Annotated in this window: 20 protein-coding genes and 6 pseudogenes; 7 read left to right on the top strand and 19 right to left on the bottom strand. The window is 64.5% G+C overall.

Annotation, left to right across the window (positions count from 1 at the left end; all coding sequences use genetic code 11):
• Window positions 1–38: 38 nt before the first annotated feature.
• Window positions 39–625, bottom strand: a pseudogene (gene hisB / locus NW75_RS01140) (imidazoleglycerol-phosphate dehydratase HisB).
• A gap of 97 nt (window positions 626–722) precedes the next feature.
• On the opposite strand from hisB, the gene NW75_RS01135 reads away from it, so the two are divergent.
• The 4 genes and pseudogenes from NW75_RS01135 to gmk all read left to right on the top strand — a co-directional run bounded on the left by NW75_RS01135 (window position 723) and on the right by gmk (window position 3,889).
• On the top strand, window positions 723–1,205 hold the full coding sequence (locus tag NW75_RS01135) for an SspB family protein (RefSeq protein ID WP_033963122.1): 483 nt from the start codon (window positions 723–725) through the stop codon (window positions 1,203–1,205).
• A 138-nt stretch (window positions 1,206–1,343) separates the two neighbouring features.
• Window positions 1,344–2,731, top strand: a pseudogene (gene fumC / locus NW75_RS01130) (class II fumarate hydratase).
• Window positions 2,732–2,959: 228 nt separating this feature from the next.
• On the top strand, window positions 2,960–3,181 hold the full coding sequence (locus NW75_RS01125; RefSeq protein WP_033963120.1) for a hypothetical protein: 222 nt from the start codon (window positions 2,960–2,962) through the stop codon (window positions 3,179–3,181).
• A gap of 51 nt (window positions 3,182–3,232) precedes the next feature.
• Window positions 3,233–3,889 carry a guanylate kinase gene (gene gmk, locus NW75_RS01120; protein WP_029622978.1) on the top strand — a complete coding sequence of 219 codons (657 nt, stop codon included), beginning with the start codon at window positions 3,233–3,235 and terminating at the stop codon, window positions 3,887–3,889.
• Here gmk and NW75_RS01115 read toward each other — a convergent pair.
• The 8 genes and pseudogenes from NW75_RS01115 to NW75_RS01085 form a co-directional block, all read right to left on the bottom strand.
• Window positions 3,839–4,556, bottom strand: a pseudogene (locus tag NW75_RS01115) (ATP12 family chaperone protein). The gene gmk and the pseudogene NW75_RS01115 sit on opposite strands and share 51 nt — an antisense overlap.
• Window positions 4,557–4,615: 59 nt before the next feature.
• Complete coding sequence (locus NW75_RS01110; RefSeq protein WP_033963112.1) at window positions 4,616–4,837, bottom strand: hypothetical protein; 222 nt, start codon at window positions 4,835–4,837, stop codon at window positions 4,616–4,618.
• Window positions 4,834–5,505, bottom strand: coding sequence for an HAD-IA family hydrolase (locus NW75_RS01105; protein ID WP_033963196.1), 672 nt, complete (start codon window positions 5,503–5,505; stop codon window positions 4,834–4,836). Before NW75_RS01105 ends, NW75_RS01110 begins: the two co-directional genes overlap by 4 nt.
• Entirely contained in the window at window positions 5,502–5,864 is a 363-nt protein-coding gene (locus tag NW75_RS01100) for an FMN-binding negative transcriptional regulator (protein ID WP_331385952.1), read from the bottom strand. The genes NW75_RS01105 and NW75_RS01100 overlap by 4 nt, the downstream gene beginning before the upstream one ends.
• Before the next feature lie 89 nt (window positions 5,865–5,953).
• Window positions 5,954–6,058 (bottom strand): annotated as a pseudogene (locus NW75_RS27605) (FMN-binding negative transcriptional regulator); the annotation flags it as partial.
• A 67-nt stretch (window positions 6,059–6,125) separates the two neighbouring features.
• A complete protein-coding gene (locus tag NW75_RS01095) occupies window positions 6,126–7,235 on the bottom strand; it encodes an RluA family pseudouridine synthase (protein WP_033963110.1) in 1,110 nt (369 codons plus the stop codon).
• Window positions 7,232–7,606: a fluoride efflux transporter CrcB gene (gene crcB / locus NW75_RS01090; RefSeq protein WP_033963108.1), complete on the bottom strand. Its 375-nt coding sequence runs from the start codon at window positions 7,604–7,606 to the stop codon at window positions 7,232–7,234. The genes NW75_RS01095 and crcB overlap by 4 nt, the downstream gene beginning before the upstream one ends.
• 111 nt (window positions 7,607–7,717) lie before the next feature.
• The gene (locus NW75_RS01085; protein ID WP_033963106.1) at window positions 7,718–8,497 is read right to left on the bottom strand and encodes a hypothetical protein; all 780 of its coding nucleotides are present in this window, start codon (window positions 8,495–8,497) and stop codon (window positions 7,718–7,720) included.
• Window positions 8,498–8,619: 122 nt separating this feature from the next.
• Between NW75_RS01085 and NW75_RS01080 the strand changes: the two genes are divergently transcribed.
• Window positions 8,620–8,850, top strand: a complete 231-nt coding sequence (locus NW75_RS01080; RefSeq protein WP_033963103.1) for a hypothetical protein — start codon at window positions 8,620–8,622, stop codon at window positions 8,848–8,850.
• A 55-nt stretch (window positions 8,851–8,905) separates the two neighbouring features.
• Here NW75_RS01080 and NW75_RS01075 read toward each other — a convergent pair whose 3' ends face one another.
• From NW75_RS01075 to NW75_RS01040, 9 genes and pseudogenes are all read right to left on the bottom strand, one after another.
• On the bottom strand, window positions 8,906–9,454 hold the full coding sequence (locus tag NW75_RS01075; RefSeq protein ID WP_033963101.1) for a glycine zipper 2TM domain-containing protein: 549 nt from the start codon (window positions 9,452–9,454) through the stop codon (window positions 8,906–8,908).
• 135 nt (window positions 9,455–9,589) lie between these two features.
• Window positions 9,590–10,018, bottom strand: a complete 429-nt coding sequence (locus NW75_RS01070; RefSeq protein ID WP_033963195.1) for an OsmC family protein — start codon at window positions 10,016–10,018, stop codon at window positions 9,590–9,592.
• A 72-nt stretch (window positions 10,019–10,090) separates the two neighbouring features.
• Window positions 10,091–10,408, bottom strand: coding sequence for a glycine zipper 2TM domain-containing protein (locus NW75_RS01065; RefSeq protein WP_033963191.1), 318 nt, complete (start codon window positions 10,406–10,408; stop codon window positions 10,091–10,093).
• A gap of 669 nt (window positions 10,409–11,077) precedes the next feature.
• Window positions 11,078–12,012: pseudogene (locus NW75_RS01060) on the bottom strand (bifunctional riboflavin kinase/FAD synthetase).
• A 7-nt stretch (window positions 12,013–12,019) separates the two neighbouring features.
• On the bottom strand, window positions 12,020–13,204 hold the full coding sequence (locus NW75_RS01055) for a dipeptidase (RefSeq protein WP_033963099.1): 1,185 nt from the start codon (window positions 13,202–13,204) through the stop codon (window positions 12,020–12,022).
• Between the two features lie 107 nt (window positions 13,205–13,311).
• Window positions 13,312–13,782 (bottom strand): dihydrofolate reductase, encoded by a 471-nt coding sequence (locus tag NW75_RS01050; RefSeq protein ID WP_033963098.1) that lies wholly within the window; start codon window positions 13,780–13,782, stop codon window positions 13,312–13,314.
• 75 nt (window positions 13,783–13,857) lie between these two features.
• Window positions 13,858–17,205 (bottom strand): autotransporter domain-containing protein, encoded by a 3,348-nt coding sequence (locus tag NW75_RS22600; RefSeq protein WP_231564858.1) that lies wholly within the window; start codon window positions 17,203–17,205, stop codon window positions 13,858–13,860.
• Window positions 17,206–17,841 (bottom strand): annotated as a pseudogene (locus tag NW75_RS28010) (IPT/TIG domain-containing protein); the annotation flags it as partial.
• 671 nt (window positions 17,842–18,512) lie between these two features.
• Window positions 18,513–19,208 carry a TetR/AcrR family transcriptional regulator gene (locus NW75_RS01040; RefSeq protein WP_033963186.1) on the bottom strand — a complete coding sequence of 232 codons (696 nt, stop codon included), beginning with the start codon at window positions 19,206–19,208 and terminating at the stop codon, window positions 18,513–18,515.
• A 149-nt stretch (window positions 19,209–19,357) separates the two neighbouring features.
• On the opposite strand from NW75_RS01040, the gene NW75_RS01035 reads away from it, so the two are divergent.
• Window positions 19,358–20,674 (top strand): spinster family MFS transporter, encoded by a 1,317-nt coding sequence (locus NW75_RS01035; RefSeq protein ID WP_033963096.1) that lies wholly within the window; start codon window positions 19,358–19,360, stop codon window positions 20,672–20,674.
• Window positions 20,671–22,311, top strand: coding sequence for a carboxylesterase/lipase family protein (locus tag NW75_RS01030; protein ID WP_033963094.1), 1,641 nt, complete (start codon window positions 20,671–20,673; stop codon window positions 22,309–22,311). Before NW75_RS01035 ends, NW75_RS01030 begins: the two co-directional genes overlap by 4 nt.
• Before the next feature lie 53 nt (window positions 22,312–22,364).
• Here the strand turns inward: NW75_RS01030 and NW75_RS01025 are convergent, their stop codons facing one another.
• Window positions 22,365–23,969: an AMP-binding protein gene (locus tag NW75_RS01025; protein ID WP_033963183.1), complete on the bottom strand. Its 1,605-nt coding sequence runs from the start codon at window positions 23,967–23,969 to the stop codon at window positions 22,365–22,367.
• Window positions 23,970–24,033: the final 64 nt, after the last annotated feature.

Below are 24,033 nucleotides of genomic sequence, written 5' to 3'. Positions count from 1 at the left end.
CCCTCCCCCCAGCCCCTCCCGCAAGCGGGAGGGGAGCGTCACAACGTCCCCTTGGTGCTGGGGATCACGCCTGCCTTGCGCTGGTCGAGCTCGACCGCTTCGCGCAACGCCCGCGCGACGCCCTTGAACGCGGCTTCGGCGATATGGTGGTTGTTGGTGCGTACAGCGTCTCGATGTGCAGCGTGATGCCCGCGGTCTGCGCGAAGGAATGGAAGAAATGTTCGAACATTTCGGTGTCCATCTCGCCCAGCTTCTTCTGCGAGAAGGCGGTCTTCCACACCAGATAGGGCCGACCCGAAATATCGATCGCGACGCGCGTGAGCGTCTCATCCATCGGCGACAGCGCATCGGCATAGCGGCGGATGCCGCGCTTTTCGCCCAGCGCCTTCAGCACGGCTTCGCCGATCGCAAGGCCGGTATCCTCGACCGTGTGATGCTGGTCGATATGCAGATCGCCCACCGTCTTGATATGCATGTCGATCAGCGAATGGCGGCTGAGCTGTTCGAGCATATGATCGAAGAAGCCGATGCCGGTGGAGACCGTATAGGCTCCCGTGCCATCGAGGTTGATGGTGACGTCGATCGACGTCTCGCTGGTGTGGCGGCTGATCGTGGCGGTACGCATGCTTTCCCCATAACGCGCTTGCGACCGCATGCAATCTTGCTGCCTATGTTGACTCCCCAATCTTGACGACGACGCAAAGCCCGCTACCCAAGGGCGCATGAGCGATGGCCTTCCCGATAGTCTGATTCCCTATGACGAAATCGTCCAGGAGGCGTTGCGTGCCGTGGTTGGGAGGGTGCTGGGGTCGGTCGCCAGCAATGGCGGCCTGCCGGGCGAGCATCACTTCTACATCACCTTCAAGACGCAGGCACCGGGCGTGGACATTCCGCAACGCCTGATCGAGCGCTTTCCCGATGAAATGACGATCGTGATGCAGAACCGCTATTGGGATCTGCTGGTAGACGACACCAAGTTTTCGATCGGCCTTAGCTTCAACCAGGTGCCGTCCAAGCTGGTGATTCCCTATTCGGCGATTACCCTCTTTCATGATCCGGCGGTCAGTTTCGAATTGCGCTTTCAGGCGGCGGAAGGCCCCGAGGGCCCCGAGCCGCATGACGAAGCGGAGAATGACGGCCCGACGATCAAGCCGGTCGAGGATGGATCCAACGTCGTCGCGGTGGATTTCAAGCGGAAGAAGTAAGCTGGCCGTATAAACGACTCTTTATACGACCCTTTTCGTCACCCCGGGCTTGTCCCGGGGTCCACCGTGCCGCACATCGCAACCGATCGGCTTTGCAGCCCGGTGGATGCCGGGACAAGCCGGCATGACGGAGTTGGCATGGTTCAGAATACCCGCACCGAAACCGATTCGCTTGGGCCCATCGAAGTCCCGGCCAGCGCTTATTGGGGCGCGCAGACACAGCGTTCGATCGAGAATTTCCCCTTTCCCGCGACCGAGCGCATGCCGATCGCGATCATCCACGCGCTCGCCATCGTCAAACAGGCGGCGGCACGGGTGAACCGCCAGCATGGCCTGCCCGCCGAGATCGCCGACGCGATCGAGACGGCGGCGGCGGAAGTGGTGGCGGGCAAATTCGACGATCAGTCCCGTTGGTCATCTGGCAGACGGGCAGCGGCACGCAATCCAACATGAACGTCAACGAAGTGATCGCCGGGCGCGCCAATGAGCTGCTCACCGGCACGCGCGGCGGCAAGGTGCCGGTCCACCCCAACGATCACGTTAATAAAAGCCAGTCCTCGAATGACAGCTTCCCGACCGCTTTGCACATTGCGGCGGCAATCGCGGCGACGCAGCGGTTGTTGCCCGCGCTCGACCGGCTCAACCGCGCGGTAAAGGCCAAGTCGGAGGCGTGGCACGACATCGTCAAGATCGGTCGCACGCATTTGCAGGATGCGACGCCGCTGACGCTGGGGCAGGAATTCTCGGGGTACGCGGTGCAATTGTATCGTTGCTATCACCGCATCGAACCGGCGATCACCCACAATATGCTGTTGCTCGCGCAGGGCGGCACGGCGGTGGGCACCGGGCTCAACGCCCCGGCCGGGTTCGCCGAGGCGTTTGCGGCAGAGGTGGCGGAGATTACCGGCCTTGCCTTTGAAACCATGCCCAACAAGTTCGAGGCGCTCGCGTCGAACGATCCGATCGTGCACGTGTCCGGCACGCTCAACACGCTGGCGGTGGCGCTGACCAAGATCGCCAACGACATTCGCTTGCTGGGTTCAGGGCCGCGTTCTGGGCTGGGCGAATTGCATTTGCCGGAGAATGAGCCGGGCAGCTCGATCATGCCGGGCAAGGTCAACCCGACGCAGTGCGAGATGCTGACGATGGTGGCGGCACAAGTGATCGGCAATCATCAGGCGATCACGATCGGGGGGCTGCAGGGGCATCTCGAACTGAATGTATTCAAGCCCATGATCGGCGCGGCGCTGCTGCGCTCGATCGATTTGCTGAGCGTCGGCATGGCGAGCTTCGCCGAACGCTGCGTCGAGGGGATCGAACCGAATCGCGCGCGGATCGCCGAACTGGTCGAGCGTTCGCTGATGCTGGTGACGGCGCTTGCGCCGGAAATCGGCTATGACAATGCCGCCAAGATCGCCAAGCACGCGCACCATGAAGGCCTGACGCTCAAGGAAGCGGGGCTGGCGCTCGGACTGGTCGACGCCGAGACGTTCGATCGCTTAGTCCGCCCCGAAACCATGGTCTAAAGCGCCGCAGGCATTCTCTCTCTCCTTCTGCTCCGCGTCCTCTGCGCTCTGCGCGAATCATTCTTCATTTTTGTTCGCGCAGAGGCGCGGAGGACGCAGAGGCGCAGAGAGTGGGTGGGATGTAGCGCGGGTGCGCGATTTGTGGAGGACATGTGTTCCGCTTCGCGGGGTTTGGGGCAGGAACCATATCGCCTTTCGCGCGCTCAAGCGGCGAATGGGAGACGATCAATGAGTTTCACGACCCTGATTGGTGCGGCCATCGGCAGTGCGATTGATGGCGCCAGCGGCGACGACAGCAGCGTGGACGGTGCGATCGAAGGCGCGATTGCCGCCAACGTCGTGAAGGCCATGATCCCGCTGGCTTTGACCTTCGCCACTGGCTGGCTGGTGCTGCGCGGGATCGGCAAAGTGAAGGATCAGGTGTTCGGCGCGAGCACCGCCGAACGCTGATCGGCGACGCCATGCCTTGACGGGACGGCCATGCCCGCGCCAAAGGCGCGCATGGTCGACCATCGCGCTTCTCAACCCAAGAACTTCAAACGCCGCGGGCTGATGTTCGTGTTGTCCTCTCCGTCCGGGGCGGGCAAATCGACGATTGCCAACCGGCTGTTGAAGGAAGAGCGCAATAAGCTCAAAATGTCAGTGTCTTACACCACCCGCGCGCCGCGCAAGGGGGAGGTCGAGGGCAAGGACTATCACTTCGTCGACAAGGAAACCTTCCGCGCGATGGCGGAGGACGACCAGTTCCTCGAATGGGCGCGCGTGTTCGACGAACGCTATGGTACGCCGCGCGACACCGTGTTCAAGGATCTCGAGCACGGTCAGGACATTCTGTTCGACATCGACTGGCAGGGTGCGCAGCAGCTTTTCCAATTGGCGGGTGGCGATGTGGTGCGGGTGTTCATCCTGCCGCCGGGCCTGAAAACGCTGCGCGAGCGGTTGGAAAAGCGCGCGACCGATACGCAGGAAGTGATCGACCGGCGCATGGACCGCGCACTCGCCGAAGTCAGCCACTGGGACGGCTATGATTACGTGCTGGTCAATGACGATCTCGACGATTGCTATGACTGCGTGCAGACGATCCTCACCGCCGAGCGGCTCAAGCGCTCACGCCAGCGTGGGATGATCGGCTTCATCCGCCGCTTGCCCGAGCGCTAGGAAGCGGACGCCGGCGTCGAAATCGCGACGTCGCGCTTCTATCCCCGCTGCCGCTAGAGGATCGCGGCCCCAGCGTTCCGCCTGATACTCTTCATCGAGCGTAACAGCGTCCCACACCTGTTCGGCGCTTGCCGCGCCTTCGGCCAGTGCCAGCGCCGCGATCAGCGATCCGCCAATGGTGACGATCGGCGAAAGGGCGGCGAGCGCGAACGCGTCGCGTGCGGCAATGGCGGTCCCCAGTCGCGTAAGCGTGGCGGCGGGTTGCGCGCGGTGGAGGATGCCGGTGGCGACCTCGATCTGCACGTCATAGCGTCCGCGCGCCCAGTCGAGCAGCGGATCCCATATTTGTGCCTGGCGGGCGACGAGATCGTCGGGCGACTCGGCACGGTAACAGAGCAGGTCGCTCTCGGCGTAACTGGCGAGGCCGCGCGCGAACAGCGCAGGATCGGGGGGCGACCCGGTCGATTGCCGCATTGGCGAGGCCGGTCAGCGGCATCGTGCGCGGATCGATCTCCCCCTCCACCGCGCGCCACTCGGCGGCGATCGCTTCTGCGAGTGTCTGGGTCGGCACCGCCAGCGGCACGCGCCCCGGGGTGCGTACCGGCTTCCCGTCAAGGTGGACGATGCGAGTGTCATCGAGCGTTACGTCGGTCCAGAACCGCTTCATGGTGTTCTCCATAGCGCGGCTTCGCGCCGTATCGAACGCAGCCGCTTTGACTAGAGCCTCTATTCGGCCGGCGGGGAACGCCAGCGTTTGGCCAGCGCGCGCGGGACGATGGCGATCATGAGAAGCGCCGACAGCACCAGCGCGGTGCCGATGATCTTGGGTAGCGGAGCATCGGCCCGCGCGATCAGCACCAAGCCGAGCAAGGCCCCCGCCGATCCCGCGATGCGGGTCGCGGTGATCGCGAGATAACGATTGCGGAAGGTCGCATCGGGATCGGTCACCGTTGCGTCTCCTGAAAGGTTACTAGCCGGGGCAGCGCCGCCACCGTCGATGCGATGGCATGCGCGCCCGCAGCCGTCAGCTCGTCCACAGGGTGATAGCCCCAGGCGACGCCAAGCGCACGTGCCCCCGCCGCGCGCGCCATGACAATGTCATAGCTCGTATCGCCGATCATCACCGTTGTTTCAGGGATTGCGCCCGAATCGGCCATGGCTGTCTCAATCATGGACGGGTGTGGTTTTGAGGGATGACGATCGGCGGTCTGCAGCGTCACGAATCGATCGGCAATGCCGTGATGCGCGAGGATATGGGCAAGGCCACGATCGGATTTGCCGGTAGCGACGCCCAGCGTCCAGCCATCGGCGCGTAACAGGTCCAGCACCTCGACGATCCCGTCGTACAGCGGCTCCTCGGTCATCGCGCCCGCCGCGCGCATCTTGAAGAACGCGGCCTTATAGTCGGCGGCAAGGCTTTGGTGCAGCGCATTCTCGCCTTCGGGCAGCAACTGCCGCATCGCTTCAACGAGGCTCAGCCCGACGATCCGGCGAATCGCGGAACGTTCCGGCGGGACGAGTTTTGCCCCGGCAAAGGCTTCTTCGACCGACCGACAGATATTGTCCTGGCTGTCGACCAGCGTGCCGTCGCAATCGAAGAGGGCAAGACGGTTCATGCGCTGCGCATCCAATGGGCAATGGCGCGTCGTCCGGCATTCTCGACTCCGTCTGCAGCGGCCAGCCGCGCCGCGACGGGCTTGTTCTGGCCAAGCTTGCGGGTGCCGCGCCAGCCTTGCACCTCCAACGTGAAGCCGATGATCCCGCGTGTCATGCGTTCGAACACGCTCGGGTCCATTTTCGCACGCGTCCACGGGGCCTTGGGGGCAAGGCGCGCTTCCTGCAGCGCCGATACCTGATCGAGCTGGGCGACCAATCCCTGCTGGTCCATCCGCGCGATGCGACCTTCCAGTTCGACCGTAACGTAGTTCCAGGTTGGCACCTGATTGGCGTCGAGGCCATACCAGTCCGGGCTGATATAGCGTCCGGGCCCTGTACGGTGAACAGGCCGGTCGCTCCGTCGAGATGCCGCGCGATGCCGTTGCCGCGCGCGACGTGGAAGGCGAGCGTGGTCTCGCCCTGCCAGACGACGGGAAGATGGACAACGCGCGGGCCATCGGGCGTGGCCGCGAACAGCGCGCCGAAGCCGAGTTCGGACACCAGCGCCCGCATGGCGTCGCGGTCTTCCCAGCGGAAAGCGGAGTCGGGATGCATCAGCAGCTTGGACCGCGCGCAAGCATCACGATGCCGCGCCCCGCCGCCGCCGTTCGCCCTTGCGGTCCTTGCGGACGGTTTTGGCGTGCTGGCGCGCCTGCTGCTTCTTGACCGCGCGGCTTGGCGGGGGTGGCGATTCGAGCGGCATGGTGTTGCCCAGCATCTCGTCAAAGCCCAATTGCTTGAGGCTTTCGGCGAAGTGCGTCGGCAATTCGGCCTGGACGTCGATCGCGCCGCCATCTGGGTGATCGATGCGAATCCGCCTGGAATGCAGGTGCATTTTGCGCGAGATATTGCCGGTGAGAAACGCCGCCTGCCCGCCATATTTGCCGTCGCCGACAATGGGATGGCCGATCGCTGCCAGATGTACGCGCAACTGGTGCGTGCGGCCGGTATAGGGGATCAGCTCGAGCCAGGCGGTGGTGGTGCCCGCCATTTCGATCACGCGGTAGCGCGTGCGCGCCGGGCTGCCTTCTTTCTCATCGACATGCATCTTCTCGCCGCCAGAACCGGGCTGCTTGGCGATTGGCAGTTCGATCATCCCGTCCTCGATCGACGGCACGCCGACGACCAGCGCCCAATAGGTTTTCCGGGCGGTGCGCGAGGAGAAGGATTTGGAGAAATAGGCGGCGGCGCGCGCGGTGCGGGCGATCAGCAACGCGCCGGACGTGTCCTTGTCGAGCCGGTGGACCAGCTTTGGGCGGCCCTCCATGTCATCCTGCAAGGCATCGAGCAGGCCGTCGACATGCTCGATCGTCTTGGTGCCGCCTTGCGTGGCGAGGCCGGGCGGCTTGTTGAGCACGATCGCCTGGGCATCGCGATGAATGACCATCTCTCGCGCAAAGGTGATCTCGTCATCGCTGAGCGGCGGTCGTTCGCGCTTGACCGGGGCATCGACCCGGACCGGTTCGGCGGGCGGTACCCGGATCGCTTGACCGGTGGCGACGTGATCGCCGGGCTTGGCGCGCGCGCCATCGACGCGGAGTTGGCCGGTGCGCGCCCATTTCGCGACCGTGGTGTAGCTGGTGTCGGGCAAATGCCGCTTGAACCAGCGGTCGAGCCGGATGCCGTCATCGTCCACGCCAACAGTGAACTGGCGGACATCGGAGGTTGCTTTGGTGGGGCCGTCGCTCATGCCGCCACCCGCACGGCGGTGAGGCCGACGAACACGGCGAGAATCGACCCGATTACCGAGACGAGCACATAGCCGAGCGCCGTTCCGATACTACCGCGCTCGATCAGCGCGATGGTATCGAGCGAGAAGGACGAGAAGGTGGTGAAACCGCCGAGCACGCCGACGCCGAGCAGCAAGCGCCACGCCTCGCTGTTTGGGTGGCGCGCAAGAATACCGGCGAGCACCCCCATCGCCAGCCCGCCGACCAGATTGACCGTCAGCGTGCCATAAGGGAAATTGGGGCCGAACCCGGCGAGCGTGGCGCGCCCGACGAGTAAGCGCGCGGCCGAACCGAGCGCGCCGCCCGCCATGACGAGGATAAGATGATACATGAGGGTGCGTTAGCGCGAATTGACACAAAAATGAACCTTTTCCCCAACGCCGCCGCGCAGGGGGTGGTTTTGTGGCCGAGCGGCGTGGGTATCGCGCCGTCGAAACCCAGCTTAATTGCCGTTATTGGCGATCAGATCGACATCGGTGCCGCCATCGCGGCGCGGCGTGAGGAACAGCACATAGGCCCCGCCATCCCGGTCGCGCGTGCCGCCCAGCGTATGCTGGGTCCCGTCCGACTGATGTTCGGCGGTGAAGCCGGTGTTGGTGACGCGGGTATAATACCAATCGACCACGGTTTGCAGCCGCGCATTGGTCGAGAAGCTGACCGCGCGCAGCGCGCACGCACCGGTGTTCGCGCCGGCGGCCTCGGTCACGCGCGCGCCGGGGTACAGCGGGACATCGGCGGGGAGGCGATCGGCCCAGCTCGCCGAATAGCGCAGTGCGCCAGCGCAGGCGCTGGTGCGGCGGTTCGTCTGGCGCGCGGCGAGCGCGCCCAACGTCAGTGATTCGCGGGCGGCGGTGCAGCCGGGGCAATCCTTGCTCGGCGCTGGGGCGGATTTGATCGTTTCGCTGGTGGAGGCTCCGGCGGATCCGGGGGTTCTGCCCGGCGGCTGTGCGATGCCGGTTGGCGGTACGCCGCCCGAATACGGCTGTGCCGGTGGTCGGACGCTGTCCGCATTGGCATGTTGGGTGAGCGCGGGATCGACCATGATCTGGTCGTGCAGCGCCGCGGTCATCGCCGGGTCGCTGACATTGGCGTTGCCCGAGCCCGCCTCGACCAGTTCGTTATCGAGCGAATCGAGATTGCGGTCGTCATCGCGCTTGCCGCACGCCAGCAGAGCGAGCGGCAAAGCCACGGCGCTCAGGATGCGGAGGCGGATGCGGACCATCGATCGAAAGCTCCAATATCGGTCTCCGCTTTTGCACCGGGTTCGGTTAAAAAATCGTTGGGCATAGCGGCGCGGTGCCATCGTCGGTTGCGCGCGGCAGCGGGGGGCGTCATGATCCGCGCATGGGCTTTGTCGTCAATCTCTTCTCGATTCTGGTGGGCCTGTTGGCGCTGCCGGTGGCGTTGGTCGGGCTGGTGCCGTTTTTCGGAATCGCCAATTATCTCGCGCTGCCGATCGCGGTGGTCGGCGCGGCCATCGGTGTTTTATCGGGGCATAAGAGTGGCCGTAACTTCAATATTTTCGTTATCGTCGTTGCGGTGGTTCGCCTGATCCTTGGTGGTGGCTTGCTGTAACGGCAAACGCCCGACGCGGGCGCGCCGGGCCGTTCGTTTTGTCGCCAAAGAGGCTTTAGCGGCAGATGACCTTGCCGCGATCGATCGACTGGCCGAGCAGCGCGCCCGCACCGCCGCCGAGCAAGGTGCCGAGCGTGCGCGAACCGCCACCCGCCAGGCTATTGCCGAGCAGGCCGCCGGTCAGGCCGCCGATGATCAGCCCGGTGGTGCCATCGCTGCGACGGCAATAATAACGGTTGTCGCTGCCGCGATAGATGCGGTCGTTCCGGCCGAGACGGCGCGGCTGGTAATAGCGGCCATCGCGATAATAACGGTCGGCATAATAGGTGCGCTGGCCCGGCTCGTAGCGATTGTAATCATAGCTGCGATATTGCTGCCAGTTGGCCCGACGGTCGTCACGACGGTGGTCGCCGCGATCACGGCCGTCATCGCGACGGTCGCGCCCCTCATCGCGGTGATCGCGACCGTCATTACGCGGGTCGGCGCGTTGATCGGGTCGATCGCCGCGCTGGTCCTGGCGGTCGCCGCGATAGTCCTGCGCGGTGGCGGGAAGCGCGGACAGGGCGGTCGCGGCCATGGCGGCGGCGAGAAAAAACGTGCGCATGCAAAATGCTCCTTGCGGTAATCCGTGTTGGATCATGGACAGAACACACCGGCACGCACGAGGTTGCGTGAACGCAAAACTACACTGCGTTCACGCCCCCGCAAGGAAAGACCGTCGTCGAATTTCTTGCCGTAATTACGCGTTGAGAGAGTGGGTTAGCGTGATTTCGGCATTGAGAACTTTCGACACCGGGCAATTCGCCTTGGCACCGGCGGCAATTGCCTCGAATTGCTCGGGCGAAATGTCGGCGATGGTCGCCTTCAGGTCGAGCGCGGATTTGGTGATGGAGAAACCGTCGCCATCCTTGTCGAGCGTCACCTTCGCGGTCGTCTCCAGCTTGCCGGCGCTGAAACCGGCACCGGCCAGCGCGAAGCTGAGTGCCATGGTGAAGCAACTCGCATGCGCCGCAGCGATCAATTCCTCGGGGTTTGTGCCGATGCCGTCTTCGAAACGGCTGCTGAAGCCATATTGCGTGTCCGACAGGACGCCCGATTGCGTGGAGACATGGCCTTTGCCGTCCTTGCCAAAACCGTCATAGCTGGCCGATCCGCTGCGTGTCGTCATGCTCATTCTCCAATAAAAAGGCGCGGACCGTTGCTGGTCCGCGCCTGATATAGGGTCATCGTGTGACGTTGCTTAGTTGCAGCGACGGTCCGCCGTGCTGGCACGATCAATCGCCCGTCCGCCGAAGGCACCAGCGACGCCGCCGAGCACGGTGCCCAAGGTCTTGTCGCCATGGCCAGCGACCGAATTGCCCAGCAGCGCGCCGCCGACGCCGCCGACGATCAGACCGGTGGTCCCATCGGAATGGCGGCAATAGCGACGCCCGTCGCGGCCCTGATATTCACGCGGCTGATAATGGTGGCGGCGTGCCTCGGCCTGCGTGGTCGGGACGACCATGGTGGCAGGAATCGCGACGGCGGCAGCGCTGAGCGCGAGGATGAAGGTACGCATATGATTTTCTCCCATGAGGTGCGACTTGCTTTGAATCAATCTCGCTAACGTAACGATCTCGATTGTACTTAAGTTTCATGAACCTGAAATAACCGTGTGTTCAGGTAAATGTAGGGCGAAGGCAGCCTGCTTTACGCGCGCGATATTATCCCCGTTATCCACAGTATTCACAGGGTGGCCTGGTCATTTCAGGGCTTGGCGCGACTCGCGGCCCATGACAGCATCTGGATTGTAAGCAGCGGATGAAGAAGCGGGAAACCGAAGAAACATCAGCTACTTATGCTGCGAGAGATGGTATGGTGCCGCTCGGAAACCTGCGATCGGTCAGCAGCGGAAGGATGGCAAGGATCGTGCGGCGTCGCTTTGCGCAGGCAAGGCGCTTCACCGGCGATTACGAGACGCCCTTCCAAATATATCCTGGCCCGGTCGTTCCGCGACGAAGGGGCAGGATGTAGGTGACGGACGGTCCGCGCGCCCCTTCTTTCACGGGGAGAGGGCGATGGGCCGAAGATCGCCGAAACGCGTCGGTCGATGTCCTCTGGGCGCGGTCGAGGCGAGCCGCCAAGACTGAATGGCGCGGACGCTTCCTTCCCGGGCAGTGTCCAGCGCATTCGGATGAGGCGACAGGGGGGTCGGCAGCAATGTCGGCCCCTTTTGCGGTGTCGGCGCTTATCGCGGCTCCTCGGCCAGGATGACCTTCGCCCGCGCGCAATCCTGTTCCATTTGCGCCGTGAGCGCGTCGAGCGTGTCGAATTTCGCTTCGGGCCGCAGATACTCGATCAAGGCGACCTCGATCGTCTGGCCATAGAGATTTTCGGAAAAATCGAAGAAGAACGGCTCGAGCAATTCCTTGGGGGGATCGAAACTCGGGCGAATGCGAGATTGGCTGCGCCATCGAGCACGCGCCCGTCGGGCAAGCGCCCGCGCACGGCATAGATGCCATAAGCCGGGCGCAAATAGCTGCCCATATCGAGATTGGCGGTGGGATAGCCGATCGTACGGCCGAGCTTGTCGCCATGCTGCACCGTGCCCGCCACCGCGAACGGGCGCGTCAGCAGCCGTGCCGCGCCACGTGGGTCCCCCGCCTCCAGCAGCGCGCGGATTCGGCTCGAGGAGACGGGTTCTCCGTCGAGCATGACCGGGCCGACGGTATCGACCGAAAAGCCGTTCTTGCGGCCGAGATCGGCCAGCACCGCGACCGTGCCGCTCTTGGCCTTGCCGAAGGTGAAGTCCTCGCCCGTTACGACTCCGCCGATGCCGATCGTGTCGAGCAGCCGGTCGCCGACGAACTCCACCGCACTCAGCGCGGCGAGTGCCGTATCGAACTGGAAGACGATCATCGCATCGGCCCCGGCTTCGGCGAACAGCCGCTCGCGCTGGTCGAGCGTGGTCAGGCGGAACGGGGCGGTGTCGGGACGGAAATGGCGTACGGGATGCGGATCGAAAGTGGCGACCAGCGCCGGGCGACCCTCCGCGCGCGCGCGTTCCACCGCGCGACCGACCACCGCCTGGTGGCCAAGGTGAAATCCATCGAAATTGCCAAGCGCGACGATCCCCGCGCGCAAGGCTGCGGGAACCACCGAGCCGCCGTCGAGCCGCTGCATGAGCGCGCTATACGGCCCGGTTTGCGGCTGCGCTAGGGGCGATCCCGGCCTTGAGGACGCGCAGGACATTGCCGCCCATCACCTTGGCGATGTCGCCGTCGCTGAAGCCGTGATCGATCAGTGCCTGCGTCACGGCGGCCAACTGGCTGGCGTCAAAGCCCGTGGTCACCGCGCCGTCGAAGTCCGATCCCAGCCCGACATGATCGATCCCCGCCACATCGCGCACATGCGCAATCGCAGCAGCGGCGGCGGCGGGCTGTGTCGAGCAGATCGCCGCATCCCAATAGCCGATCCCGATCACGCCGCCGGTGCGGGCGATGCCGCGAATCTCGTCATCGGTCAGGTTGCGGTTGACCTTGCAGGTCGCCTGCACGCCGCCATGGCTGGCGACGACCGGGCGCTGTGCCATCGCCAGCACTTCGGCAATCGTCGCGTGGCTGGAATGCGCGACGTCGACGACCATGCCGAGCGCCTCCATCCGTCGCACCACCTGCCGACCGAGCGGGGTAAGCCCGGCTTTGGCCTCGCCGTGCATCGACCCCGCCACTTCATTGTCGAAGAAGTGCGCGAGCCCCGCCATACGGAAACCGGCGCGATACAGGACATCGAGATTGGCCAGCTTGCCCTCAAGATCTTGCAGGCCCTCGATCGAGAGCATCCCGCCGACCACCTTTTTCCCGCCCGCGCGATCCGCCAGCAGCCGGTCGAGATCGGCAGGTGAGCGGATCACCCGCAACTGACCGTTTGACGCAGCCGCGTAGCGATCCAGCTTTTGTGCGTGCCACAGCGAGCGTTGCAGCAGCGATCCCCAGGTGCGCGGGGGCTGCAGATCGGCGATGGCGAGCGCGGTGATATTGTCGGTATCGGACGGGTTCGCGTCGTAATTCTGGCCCTTGGGCGTCTTGGTCACCGAGGAGAACACTTGCAGCGTATAATTGCCAGCCAGCAGGCGTGGCAGATCGATTTGCCCGCGCTCCGACCGGTCGAGCAGGCTACGCTGCCACAGCAACGTGTCGGCGTGCATGTCGGCGATTTGCAGGGTCGCGTGCAGCGCGCGGGCGCGCGGCGTGATTTTGAGCGGGATCGCGACCACCTGGTTCATCGACCGTTCGACGATGCCGGGGGCGAGCGTGAAAAAGGCAAGCGCGGCAACCAGCACCAGGCCCAGTACGGCCAGCAAGATCCTGCGCATCGAAGTCGCTCCCCGTCATGCCGGACTTGTATCGACGCCTTTGCCGTGTCCGATCCAGCGCTTGATATGCTGCGCGCTGGCGGCGGGAGCAAGCCCGCAGATGGCGATTAGGGCCGGTCCAGCGTCACGAAGCTATAGGCCGGGCGCGTGCCCTCGGCGGGATGGTCTTCGCGCGCGGTTTCGTGCCAGCCCGCAAACGCCGGAACGATCGCGTCGCCTGCGGGCATCAAGTGAACCTCGGTCAGTTCGACCCGGTCCGCCAAAGGGGTAAACAGCGCGAAGATTTCGGCCCCGCCGATTACCGCGACGTCCCCGTCGCCCGCCAACGCCAATGCAGCGTCGACCGAATAGGCCACCTCGGCACCCGGCGCGGACCAGTCGCGATCGCGGGTCAGCACGATATGGCGACGACCGGGCAGGGGGGCCGGGAAGCTCTCGAAGGTCTTGCGCCCCATCACCATCGGCGTGCCCATCGTCAGCGCCTTGAAACGCTTGAGATCGGCCGGGAGGTGCCAGGGCAAGGCACCCTCGGCACCGATGACGCCATTGTCGGCGCGCGCGAGATAGAGCGTGATCATCCGCCCCTCATGCCGCGCCGCGCCGCTGATGGCGAGGGAAGATCTAGCGCGCGTCGGATCGGTGCCGATCGCGGCTTAGAACTTCTTTGTCGCCGATACGCGCACCGTCATCGATCGCGAGCCGGGGCCGCCCCTTCCACCCAAGTCGATTCCGGTGGTCCAGCCGTCGCCGGGGTTGATTCCCAGCCCGATTTCGAACTGGACCTCGTCCCGCAGCCAGTCGTTATTGGTGATGCTGTACTGCGATGGGCCCCCGAGATCGGCATAGTCCAGCAACTGCGGACTGGCTTGATTGAACTCGTGACGCCATTCGAACCGGGCACGGGGCGCAAAGGCACCAAGGTGCAGGGTCGCCCGGCCGCCGGCAACGCTGGTCAACGATTCGAGCGTGCGAGGATCGAAGGTCAGGCTGTAGACCCCGGCTCCGGTCTCGGCATAGGCCCTGAGCTTGGCGTTGAGATACTCGGCGCGTCCGTAGAGCGAATAGCTGAGCCGCCCGGTGCTTTGGTCGATTCCCGCGCTCAACGATCCGAACAGCATCGACCCGTTGCGGTGACCGACGGCCAGCGACCCGCCAAGCGCCGCGCGCCGTGTGTTGAACGAGAGATCGCCATATCCCAAAACCCCGTCGATAAAGGCACCAGGCGTGGGCCTGAAGCTGCCATAAGCGGCCCCGACCCAGGTGTCGGCGGTCAGATGGCCGGCATCGGCGGTGCCGACCCGCGTGCGCTCTTCGCCGCCGCCGCCGCCCGCGCCGACCGTGAGATCGTCCGACAGTTTCAGGTCGGCACCCGCGCTCAAGCCCGAGCTCGAGATCGACAGCTTGGTGCGGCGCGTCGTCGCGTCGCGCGTCCCGACACTGATCGCGCCGCCGCTCCAGATCGCGATCGACCCGATCTTGCGCGGTCCGGTGTCGCCACTCTCGTCGGCCACCGCTCCGACAGCGGCTGCGGTGCTGGCGGACGTCGCAGAGCCGGTCGCCATGCCACTGCGGGAACCGGTTGGGGTCCGTAATCCCATCGCGCCCGTCACGCCCGTTGGCGAGGCACCCGGCTGCAGAGTCCCGGTTGAGGAAACGCGCAGGCCTTCGGCTCCCATCACTTCATTGGCATGTTCCATCTTGAGCGCGGTTTCGGGGGCGATCCCGTCGAACCGGCCGGGGCGCCGGAAGGTGCCGCCATCACTGCTGCCGAGTGTGATCCCGATCGGGTTGTTGCCGGTGCTGCCACCGCCGCCATGGAGCTGTTCGTTGCGGCGACCGAAGTTCTCGATTTGCGCCCGGGCGAAATCGCGGGTCGCGGTGTCTTGCGCATCGATCAACCCGCGCACGACCGGGTCGGCCGAGGGGTCGGGGCGACCCTTCACGGTGACGGTGACGGTGGCCGCCGCCGACATCCCGAACGTGTTGCCGATCGTATAGGTCACGACCGTCGTTCCGCTGAAGCGGGGGCTGGGCTGGATCTGCAAGCGATAGGTCCGCGCGGAGGCCGTGCCGTCGGCGATGAGGGTCGCCGTCGCGGAGTCGGCTGGCGACACACTGACGATGGCGGCTTGCGTGAACGGTCCGCCGACAGCACCGCTCGAAATATCGACCGTGACCGGCTGATTCTGGTCGGTCGTCGTTACCAGATTCGCGGCGACCGGTGCGGTCCCCTTCACCGTGATGTCCACCGTCGCGAAGGTCGAGCTGCCGCCGGGCCCGACCGCTGTGAACGTGAAGCGATCAGGTCCCTGGTAACCGGGGGTCGGGGTGTAGACCGCGACAAAGCGGGGGGCTGCGACGGTCGCGCCCAGGGGCAGGGTCGGGGTGGCAACGGCAGCGCTCCGCTCGAGCCCCACCGCGCCTGGTTGCAGGGGGTTGGCGATCGACACGCCGGTGAAGCTTGTACCGGTCCGCTGGATCACCACGGTGCCGTGCTGCGGGGGCGTAGCGATCGTCACGTCGGTGACGTTGCCCGAAATCAAAGTGCTGAGGTCGATCGAGGCTGGCTGATTGTTGGTGACGGTCTGCGTAACGGCGACGGAGGTGTCGCGGACGACGGGCGGCGCGGGCAACGCGATCTGCAAGCTGAAGGTCTGGCTGACCCGGCTCGGCCCGTCGCCGGTGGAGCTGTCCGAAGCGGTGATCGTCACGCTGAACGATCCGTTTGCGGTGGGCGTTCCGGCGAGTGTTCCGTTCGTTGCGAGGGCAAGGCCAGATGGCAGCGCGCCGCCCGTCACCGCAAAGGTATAGGGTGCCGTTCCGCCAGACGCCGTCAGCGATACGCTATACGCGACGTCCTGCTGGCCCGCCGGCAAGCTGGTTTGCGTGATCGCAAGCGCAGGCGTGGCGACGGTGAGCGTGACGGTGGCAGCGGCCGAGGTGCCGCCGGGCCCCGTGGCGGTATAGGCGAAGCTGTCGCTGCCATAATAGCCGGTGGTCGGGGTGTAGGTGATGACATCGCCAGCAATGCTGGTGGTGCCGTGCGCAGGCGCTGAGCTGACGGTGAGGCTTGAGTGCACACCGCTGACCGAGGCGGTCAGGTCGATCGGGGTGGCGGTGTTATAGCCAACGCTGGCGCTCTTGGCGGCAACGGTTGGGGCGGCAGGTGTCGCGACGGTCAGCGTCACGGTGGCAGCGGCCGAGGTGCCGCCCGGCCCCGTGGCGGTATAGGCGAAGCTATCGCTGCCATAATAGCCGCTGGTCGGGGTGTAGGTGATCACGTCGCCAGCAATGCTGGTGGTACCGTGTGCGGGCGCGGTGCTGACGGTGAGGCTGCTATGCACACCGCTGACCGAAGCGGTGAGATCGATCGGCGTCGCGGTGTCATAAGCGACGCTCGCGCTCTTCGCGGCAACGCTGGGGGCCCCGATATAGCTGAACTGGTCGGCGGCCGAGGTCGCGCTGGTGCCGCCGGTAGTGGTGACGCGCACGTCGACGGTGCCGGTGCCTGCAGGGGCGGTGGCGGTGATGCTGGTCGCGCTGTTGACGGTGAAGCTGGCGGCGGCGGTCGCGCCGAAGGTCACTGCGGTCGCGCCGGTAAAGCCGGTGCCGGTGATGGTGACCGAGGTACCACCGCTCGCCGGGCCCGAGCTGGGCGAGATGGCGGTGATGGCGGGGGCCGCGACATAGCTGAACTGGTCGCTGGCCGAGGTCGCGCTGGTGCCGCCAGGGGTGGTCACGGTCACGTCGACGGTGCCGCTGCCAGCCGGAGCGGTTGCAGTGATGCTGGTCGCGCTGACAACGGTGATGCCGGTTGCAGAGGTCGCACCGAACTTGACGGCGGTAGCCCCGGTAAAGCCGGTGCCGGTGATGGTGACCGAGGTACCGCCGCTCGCCGGGCCCGAGCTGGGCGAGATCGCGGTGACGGCGGGGGCCGCGACATAGCTGAACCGGTCACTCGCCGAGGTGGCGCTGGTGCCGCCAGGGGTAGTCACGGTCACGTCGACGGTGCCGCTGCCAGCGGGAGCGGTTGCGGTGATGCTGGTCGCGCTGACAACGGTGATGCCGGTTGCAGAGGTCGCACCGAACTTGACGGCGGTAGCCCCGGTAAAGCCGGTGCCGGTGATGGTGACCGCCGTGCCGCCGGCAGCGGGGCCGCTGGTCGGGCTAACGGCCGTTACGGTCGGTCCCGCGCTCGCTGGGGTACAGGTTAGGGTTAAAAATGCCGAAGAGTTGGAGTGCGCGGCAGTCGCGTCGTTGTTGGCGCTTCCCCCTGCGGTATATGTAAAATTGGAAAGCGCGTAATTATAATATCTGAATAAATTGTTGGATCCGATTGTGAAAGTCGCAGAATTTCCTGTTTGATTGAGGACGCTGCGAACAATGGATCCAGTATCGTCATATTCAAATGCGGAAAAATATCCTGTCCCGACGCGAGATGTCAATGTAAATTGAACTACATCTCCATTATTAAAATAGAAATCGCTTAACGTTGATGCATAAGCTCCAAAAGTAATATCCTGATCTTGTATCTGTGAACCATTGCTGGCCGATGGAATCGAAAAGGTGCGATTATACTGGCCGGTGTTGATGTCGGCGCAGCCCTTCGATGTAGCCGCCGCCGCAAAAGCGGGCATCAAGGCGAACATAAAAGCAAAAAGCGCGATTAAAGGGCGGCTTGGATGCCCTGCGGCGCGTCGTCGGCCGAGTTCGCGCATGCGATTGCGATGAGCAAAGGTACCAAGTGCAGATCGCATGCATCCGGCGAAGGCACGAAATCGCCCCCGCTCAGTCCGAAACTGCCCCATTATTTCCCCCCGCCCGCGAATCGCTTACTTTGAGAAGATCTTAGCTGATTTTTGTAATATGTAATAATAAAGAAATTGCTTCAGGACAGATGCTTGCGTGTCCTGGAGATCGATCGTGTTTTTAGATGGTGATGCCCCTGATCGATAACCGGCGTTCTGCATTAAGGTAGGATTGCGATATACGCCGAGGGCGATGATCGCTCCCTGTTCAAGATGCCAAATGAAATCACGCGTGCGGGTTCGCCCAGATCGTCAGGCGAAATCTGTATATTATTTCACATGCGGCGTAATGATTGCGCGCTTTGATACGGCCCACGCCCTCTTTCGCGCTTCGGCACAAAAGCGCGGTGAGAGGGTGTTCATCGAGAATGGCAGCGTCGCTCGAACAGGTGACCACAAGCGGGCGTTGAAAGATCGGACATTGCCGACCTTTCCCACTGCGCCGAGCCGGACCGACGACGTTCCAGGCGGGCTTTGATCCGTCGCCGGAGTGTAGATTTCTAAGTGGTGATGGCGGTCGGCTGCGGTGTGCAGATCGCGAGAAAGCCACCAGCCATAAAGGTCGCCATATACTCCTTTACCGACACAAAGTCGTCCGACCGGCTGATGCCACCCGATAGCTTGTCGATCCGCCCGGTGCGCGCGAGCGTCAGCATCAGCGCGCCGGTGACGAAATGATAACCCCAGAAAATCTTGCTTTCCTCGCACTCGGGGAGCGCTTGCTTGAGCAGTCCGATCAGCCGCAGAACGACCGGGTCGAAATGCGTGTCCATCAGCTCGGCCCCCCATTCCGGCGTGTTGGCGACCTGCGCGCCGAGTTTCGCATAGTTACGCCAGCCCTCGCCGCCATCGATATAGAGGTCGAGATCGGTATCCAGAAATGCGCGCAGCGCGCCCTCGACGGTCGGCTTGCCCGCGGCGGCGGACTCGTAATCGTCAAGCGCCTTCATCCGGCGTTCGCTGGTTACCACCGCACGGCGCGCGAATACTGCGTCGAACAACGCCTTCTTGTCGGCGAAATAATAATTGAGCAGCGTGTGATGGACGCCGACTCGCTTGGCGACCTCCTTCAGTGTCACGCCGTGCAGGCCGTGTTTGGAGAATAGCTCTTCGGCCGTATCGAGGATCAACTCCATCGTTTCGGCGCGTTGCTCGGCCCGGCGCGGGCGACGCTGTACGGGTATATCCTGGGTCACGACAATGTCCTTCCCGACTCCCGACGCGAGCGTCAAGCAGCGATCGCCGCTTGTTGATCATTCACACACGAGAGAGTGACTTATTGACAGGAGAGCCGCTCATCCGCATCATCGCGACAACGACGAAAACACGTCGACGGAGAGGGTTTATGGAAGTTCCGGCCTCGGATGCCGCGACGCGGGCGATCGGTTGGCCGGGCGGGGCGTTCAGGCGCGGATTGGTCCTGTTCGTGCTGACCTTTGTCTATGTCCTGAACTTCCTCGATCGGCAGTTGATCGGAATCCTTGCCAAGCCGATCCAGGATTCGCTGCAGATCACCGACGGCCAGCTTGGATTGCTCGGCGGTTTGTATTTCGCTCTTTTCTATTGCTTCATTGCGATCCCCGTCGGTTGGTTCGCGGACCGCACCAACCGCGTCACCGTGGTGTCGCTGGCCTGCGCAATCTGGAGCGGTGCTACGATTGCCTGTGGGTTGGCGGTGACCTTCCCGCAGCTGGTGTTGGCGCGCATGACAGTGGGATTCGGCGAGGCCGGCGGAGTGCCGCCGTCTTATGCGATAATTACCGACACCTTTCCAAAGGGACGGCGCGCGACGGCGCTCAGCATCTATAACCTCGGTCCACCGATCGGCGCGGCGATCGGCATCGCATTCGGTGCGTCGGTCGCTGCAGCGTTTGATTGGCGCGATGCGTTTATCGCGATCGGCGCGATCGGCATTGTCACCGCGATCGCTGTGCGGTTGCTGATCCGCGAGCGACGCGGGGGGGCGCTCGACGATGCGCTGCCCGGGGGGCATGTCACGGTGCCGTTCTGGGGAACGGTCGGTGCGTTCTTTGCCAACCCGGTGCTGCTGCTTGTCTCCATCGGGAGCGGGGCAACGCAGTTTGTCACTTATGGTCTTGGCAACTTCGCGGTGCTGTTCCTGATCCGCGAAAAGGGCATGACACTGGGGGAGGTCGCGCTGTGGTACGCCATCGCAGTGGCGATCGGCATGGGCGGCGGCATGCTGGCCTCCGGGCGCGTGATCGATCGCCTGCTGCCGCGCTCGCGCAAAGTCTATGCGATCGGGCCGGCTGTTTCGCTGGCGATCGCATTGCCCTTCTATGTCGCGTTCCTCTGGGCACCGGGCTGGCCAGTGGCGTTGGTGCTGCTGACTGTGGTGATGCTGCTCAACTATTTCTACCTCTCGGCTGCGGTCGCACTGGTGCAGGAAGAGGTGCGCCCCGACCAACGCGTGCTGTCCGGAGCACTGTTGTTGCTGGTGATGAATTTCATCGGGCTGGGGCTCGGTCCTACCTATGTTGGCGCGGCGAGCGACTGGTTTACCGCACACGGCTCCGCGCATGGATTGCAGGCGGCGCTCTACACCCTCGCGCCCGCCTATCTCGTCGCAATCGCCCTGTTCCTGTGGCTCGCCCGCGTGTTGCGTGTGCGTGGCAGCCTACCCAGAAAGGACATAGCATGAAGCTGCTGATCCATTCGCTCGCGCTGCTCGGCGTGGCCGGTGCCACCGCGTCTGCGGCGCAAGCCCCTTCCACCCCGATCGTCACCGCGCCTGCCGGGAAGCTGCAGGGCGTCGTGGAGGACGGGGTTCAGGTGTTCAAGGGCATCCCCTATGCCGCTCCGCCGGTGCAGGCGCTGCGCTGGCACCCCCCTGTGCCGCTGCCGCGGTGGAGCGGCGTGCGCGCTGCCGGTGCTTTCGGCCCAGCCTGTGTCCAGCCACAGGCGAAGACTGCGTCCATCTACAGCGGCGACCCAATGCCCGTCAGTGAAGATTGTCTGACGCTTAATATTTGGGCCCCCGCTAACGCCAGCGATGCGCCCGTGTTTTTCTGGATCCATGGCGGCGCATTGGTGGCCGGGTCAGGGCGCGAGCCGCTCTATGATGGCAAGCGGATGGCCGAGCGCGGGGTGATCGTGGTGTCGATCAACTATCGTCTCGGCGTGCTCGGCTGGCTGGCGCATCCCGCGCTCAGCCACGAATCGGTCGCTCACGTCTCGGGCAATTACGGACTGCTTGACCAGATCGCAGCGCTCAAATGGGTGCGTGCCAATATCGCTGCGTTCGGTGGCGATCCCGCCAAGGTTACGATCGCGGGCGAATCCGCAGGTGGGCTGAGTGCGATGTACCTGCTCGAATCGCCCCTCGCGCGGGGGTTGTTCGCGCGAGCGATCGTCGAAAGCGGCTATATGATCTCGATGCCGCAGCTCAAGAAGGCGGTTTACGGTGCGCCTTCGGCCGAAGGGGCAGGGGAGCTGCTTGCTGCCGCGCTGCAGGCACCCGATCTTGCGACACTACGCGGAATGGACGCGCAGACGCTGACCAACAGCGCCGCTGCAATGGGATACGGCCCCTGGGGAACCGTCGACGGACTGGTGCTGCCCGAGCAGATGGTCTCAACGTTCGCTGCAGGGAAGCAGGCACCCGTTCCCGTGCTCGCTGGCTTCAACCAGGGCGAGATCCGCTCGCTGACGGTGCTCGCGCCCAAAGCCCCTGCGACCGCCGCCGACTATGAGAAGGGCATCCGGGAGCGCTATGGCGATCTCGCCGACACGTTCCTCACCTTGTACCCGGCCGCCACCTATAAGGAGAGTATCCTGGCGACGACTCGCGATGCGCTCTATGGCTGGACTGCCGAGCGGCTCGCGCGGATGCAGACTGCGCTCGGCCAGCCGGCTTATCTCTATCTGTTCGATCACGGCTATCCCGCTGCAGATCAAGCCGGGCTCCACGCCTTTCATGCGAGCGAATTGCCGTTCGTATTCGGCACCTTCGACCGCACCCCGCCACGCTGGCCGCGCGTGCCGGAGACACCGGCAGAGCGCGCCGTGTCCGACGCATTGCTCGATTACTGGACAAGCTTCACGCGTGACGGCCGACCCGTGGCCGCGAACGGGCCGATATGGCAACCCTTTGGCACCGGCCAAGCCTATCTCCACGTCGCCGACGTGCCGCGCGCCGAGGCGAAACCGATGCCGGGTATGTACGCGTTCAACGAGACCGTGATGTGCCGCCGCAAAGCGACGGGCACGATTGGCTGGAACTGGAATGTCGGGCTGGCCGCACCGAAGCTGCCGGCCGCAGGGGCGGGGTGCCCCTGACGGTGAGCAGCGCCAAATGGGAGATGCGCCGGAGGGCGGGTGAAAGGGGGAAATTACCGCCCGACGTGAGTCGTGCTGATCTGCCCCGCAGCAAAGTCCGCGCTTAGCCGGAGCTTGTCGATCTTGCCCGTTGCGGCGAGCGGCATCGCCTCGACCTCGGCGACCTGGTCGGGGATCCAGAAATCGGCGACCTTGCCGCGCAACATTCCGATCAGGCTGTCGGGGGTTCCGCTCGCGTCGGCAGTTTCGACAACCAGCAGCGGACGCTCGCCCCATCTGGCGTCAGGTCGCGCGATCACTGCAACGTGACGCACGGCCGGATGTCCGCCGACAATCGCCTCAATCTCGGTCGGGTTGATCCATTCGCCGCCCGACTTGATCAGATCCTTGGCACGCCCGCAGATGGTGAGGTTGCCGTCGGCGTCGATCATCGCCAGGTCGCCGGTATCGAAAAATCCCTCTTCGTCCAACGCGTCGCTCTCGGCTCGAAAATAGCGGTCGAGAACGCTTGCGCCGCGGACCTTGAGATGTCCCATCGCCTCGCGCTGCGAAGGAAGGGCCGCACCATCGGCATCGGTCAATTTGAGATCGACCCCAAGCGGCGGTCGCCCCGATGCACCGCGGCCTTGCCCGGTGGGATAGGGCGGCGCGATCGTCCCGGTCGGCGACAGTTCGGTCATTCCCCAACTCGTCTGGACATAGACCCCGAGCCGCTGCTCGATGCGATTGATCAGCGCATCGGGACAATTCGAGCCGCCGATCAGAATGCGCTTGAGATCGGGTAACTCGCCACCGGTGCGTTCGAGATGGTCGACAAGCCCGAGCCAGACGGTCTGCACCCCGACCGCGATTGTCACGCCCTCGTCGCGCATCAGGGTCGCCAGGCTCGCTCCGTCGATCGCTCGTCCGGGCAAGACCAGCTTGGTGCCCGCCGCAGGCGCGGCAAACGGTAGCCCCCAGCCATTGGCATGAAACATCGGCACGCCGAGCAGCAGCACATCCTGCGCGGTTAGCGCGATCGAATCTGCCTGGAGGGTGCGCAGCGTGTGGAGGTAGTTGGAGCGATGCGTGTAGAGGACGCCCTTCGGCCGCCCGGTCGTGCCGGAAGTATAGCACAGCCCGGCCGCAACGTTCTCGTCAAAGTCCCCCCATGCGCTCGCGGCACCATGTTGGTCGAGGAGACGTTCATAGTCCCACAGCTGTGCCCGATGGTCGCCGAGCGTCTCGCCCGGCAGCAGCGCAGCGTCGATTGCCACGACGTGTTCGATCGCCGGGCACAACTGCAGCAATGCCCGTGACAGCGGCAGCAGATCCGCTGCAACGACAAGGACCCGGTCCTCGGCTTCCTCGATCATCGTGGCAAGGTGCTGTACGGTCAGCCGCGGATTGAGCGTATGGCACACCAGCCCCGCGCCCATCGCTGCGTAATAGACCTCAAAATGTGCCTGGGTGTTCCACGCGAGCGTGGCGATGCGGTCGCCGAACCGCAAGCCGAGCGAGGCCAGCGCGCCCGACATGCGGTTGCTGCGCGCGCGCAGATCGGCGTAGCCGGTCCGGCGCGACACGCGCCCGGCATCGGCTTCCACCACTTCGCGCGTGCCAAACCACTTTGCGGCATGATCCAGGAATTTGTCGACTGTCAGGCCGTAGCTTTGCATGATGCCTTCGTGGTTGGCGGGATGGGCAACGGCCACCGCCCGCGCGGGCGGTGGCCGCCGTTGC

Source organism: Sphingomonas sp. Ant H11, from assembly GCF_000797515.1.
Lineage (GTDB): Bacteria > Pseudomonadota > Alphaproteobacteria > Sphingomonadales > Sphingomonadaceae > Sphingomonas.
Note: the sequence above shows the minus strand (reverse complement) of the source record. Positions and strands in the feature narration are given on the sequence as shown.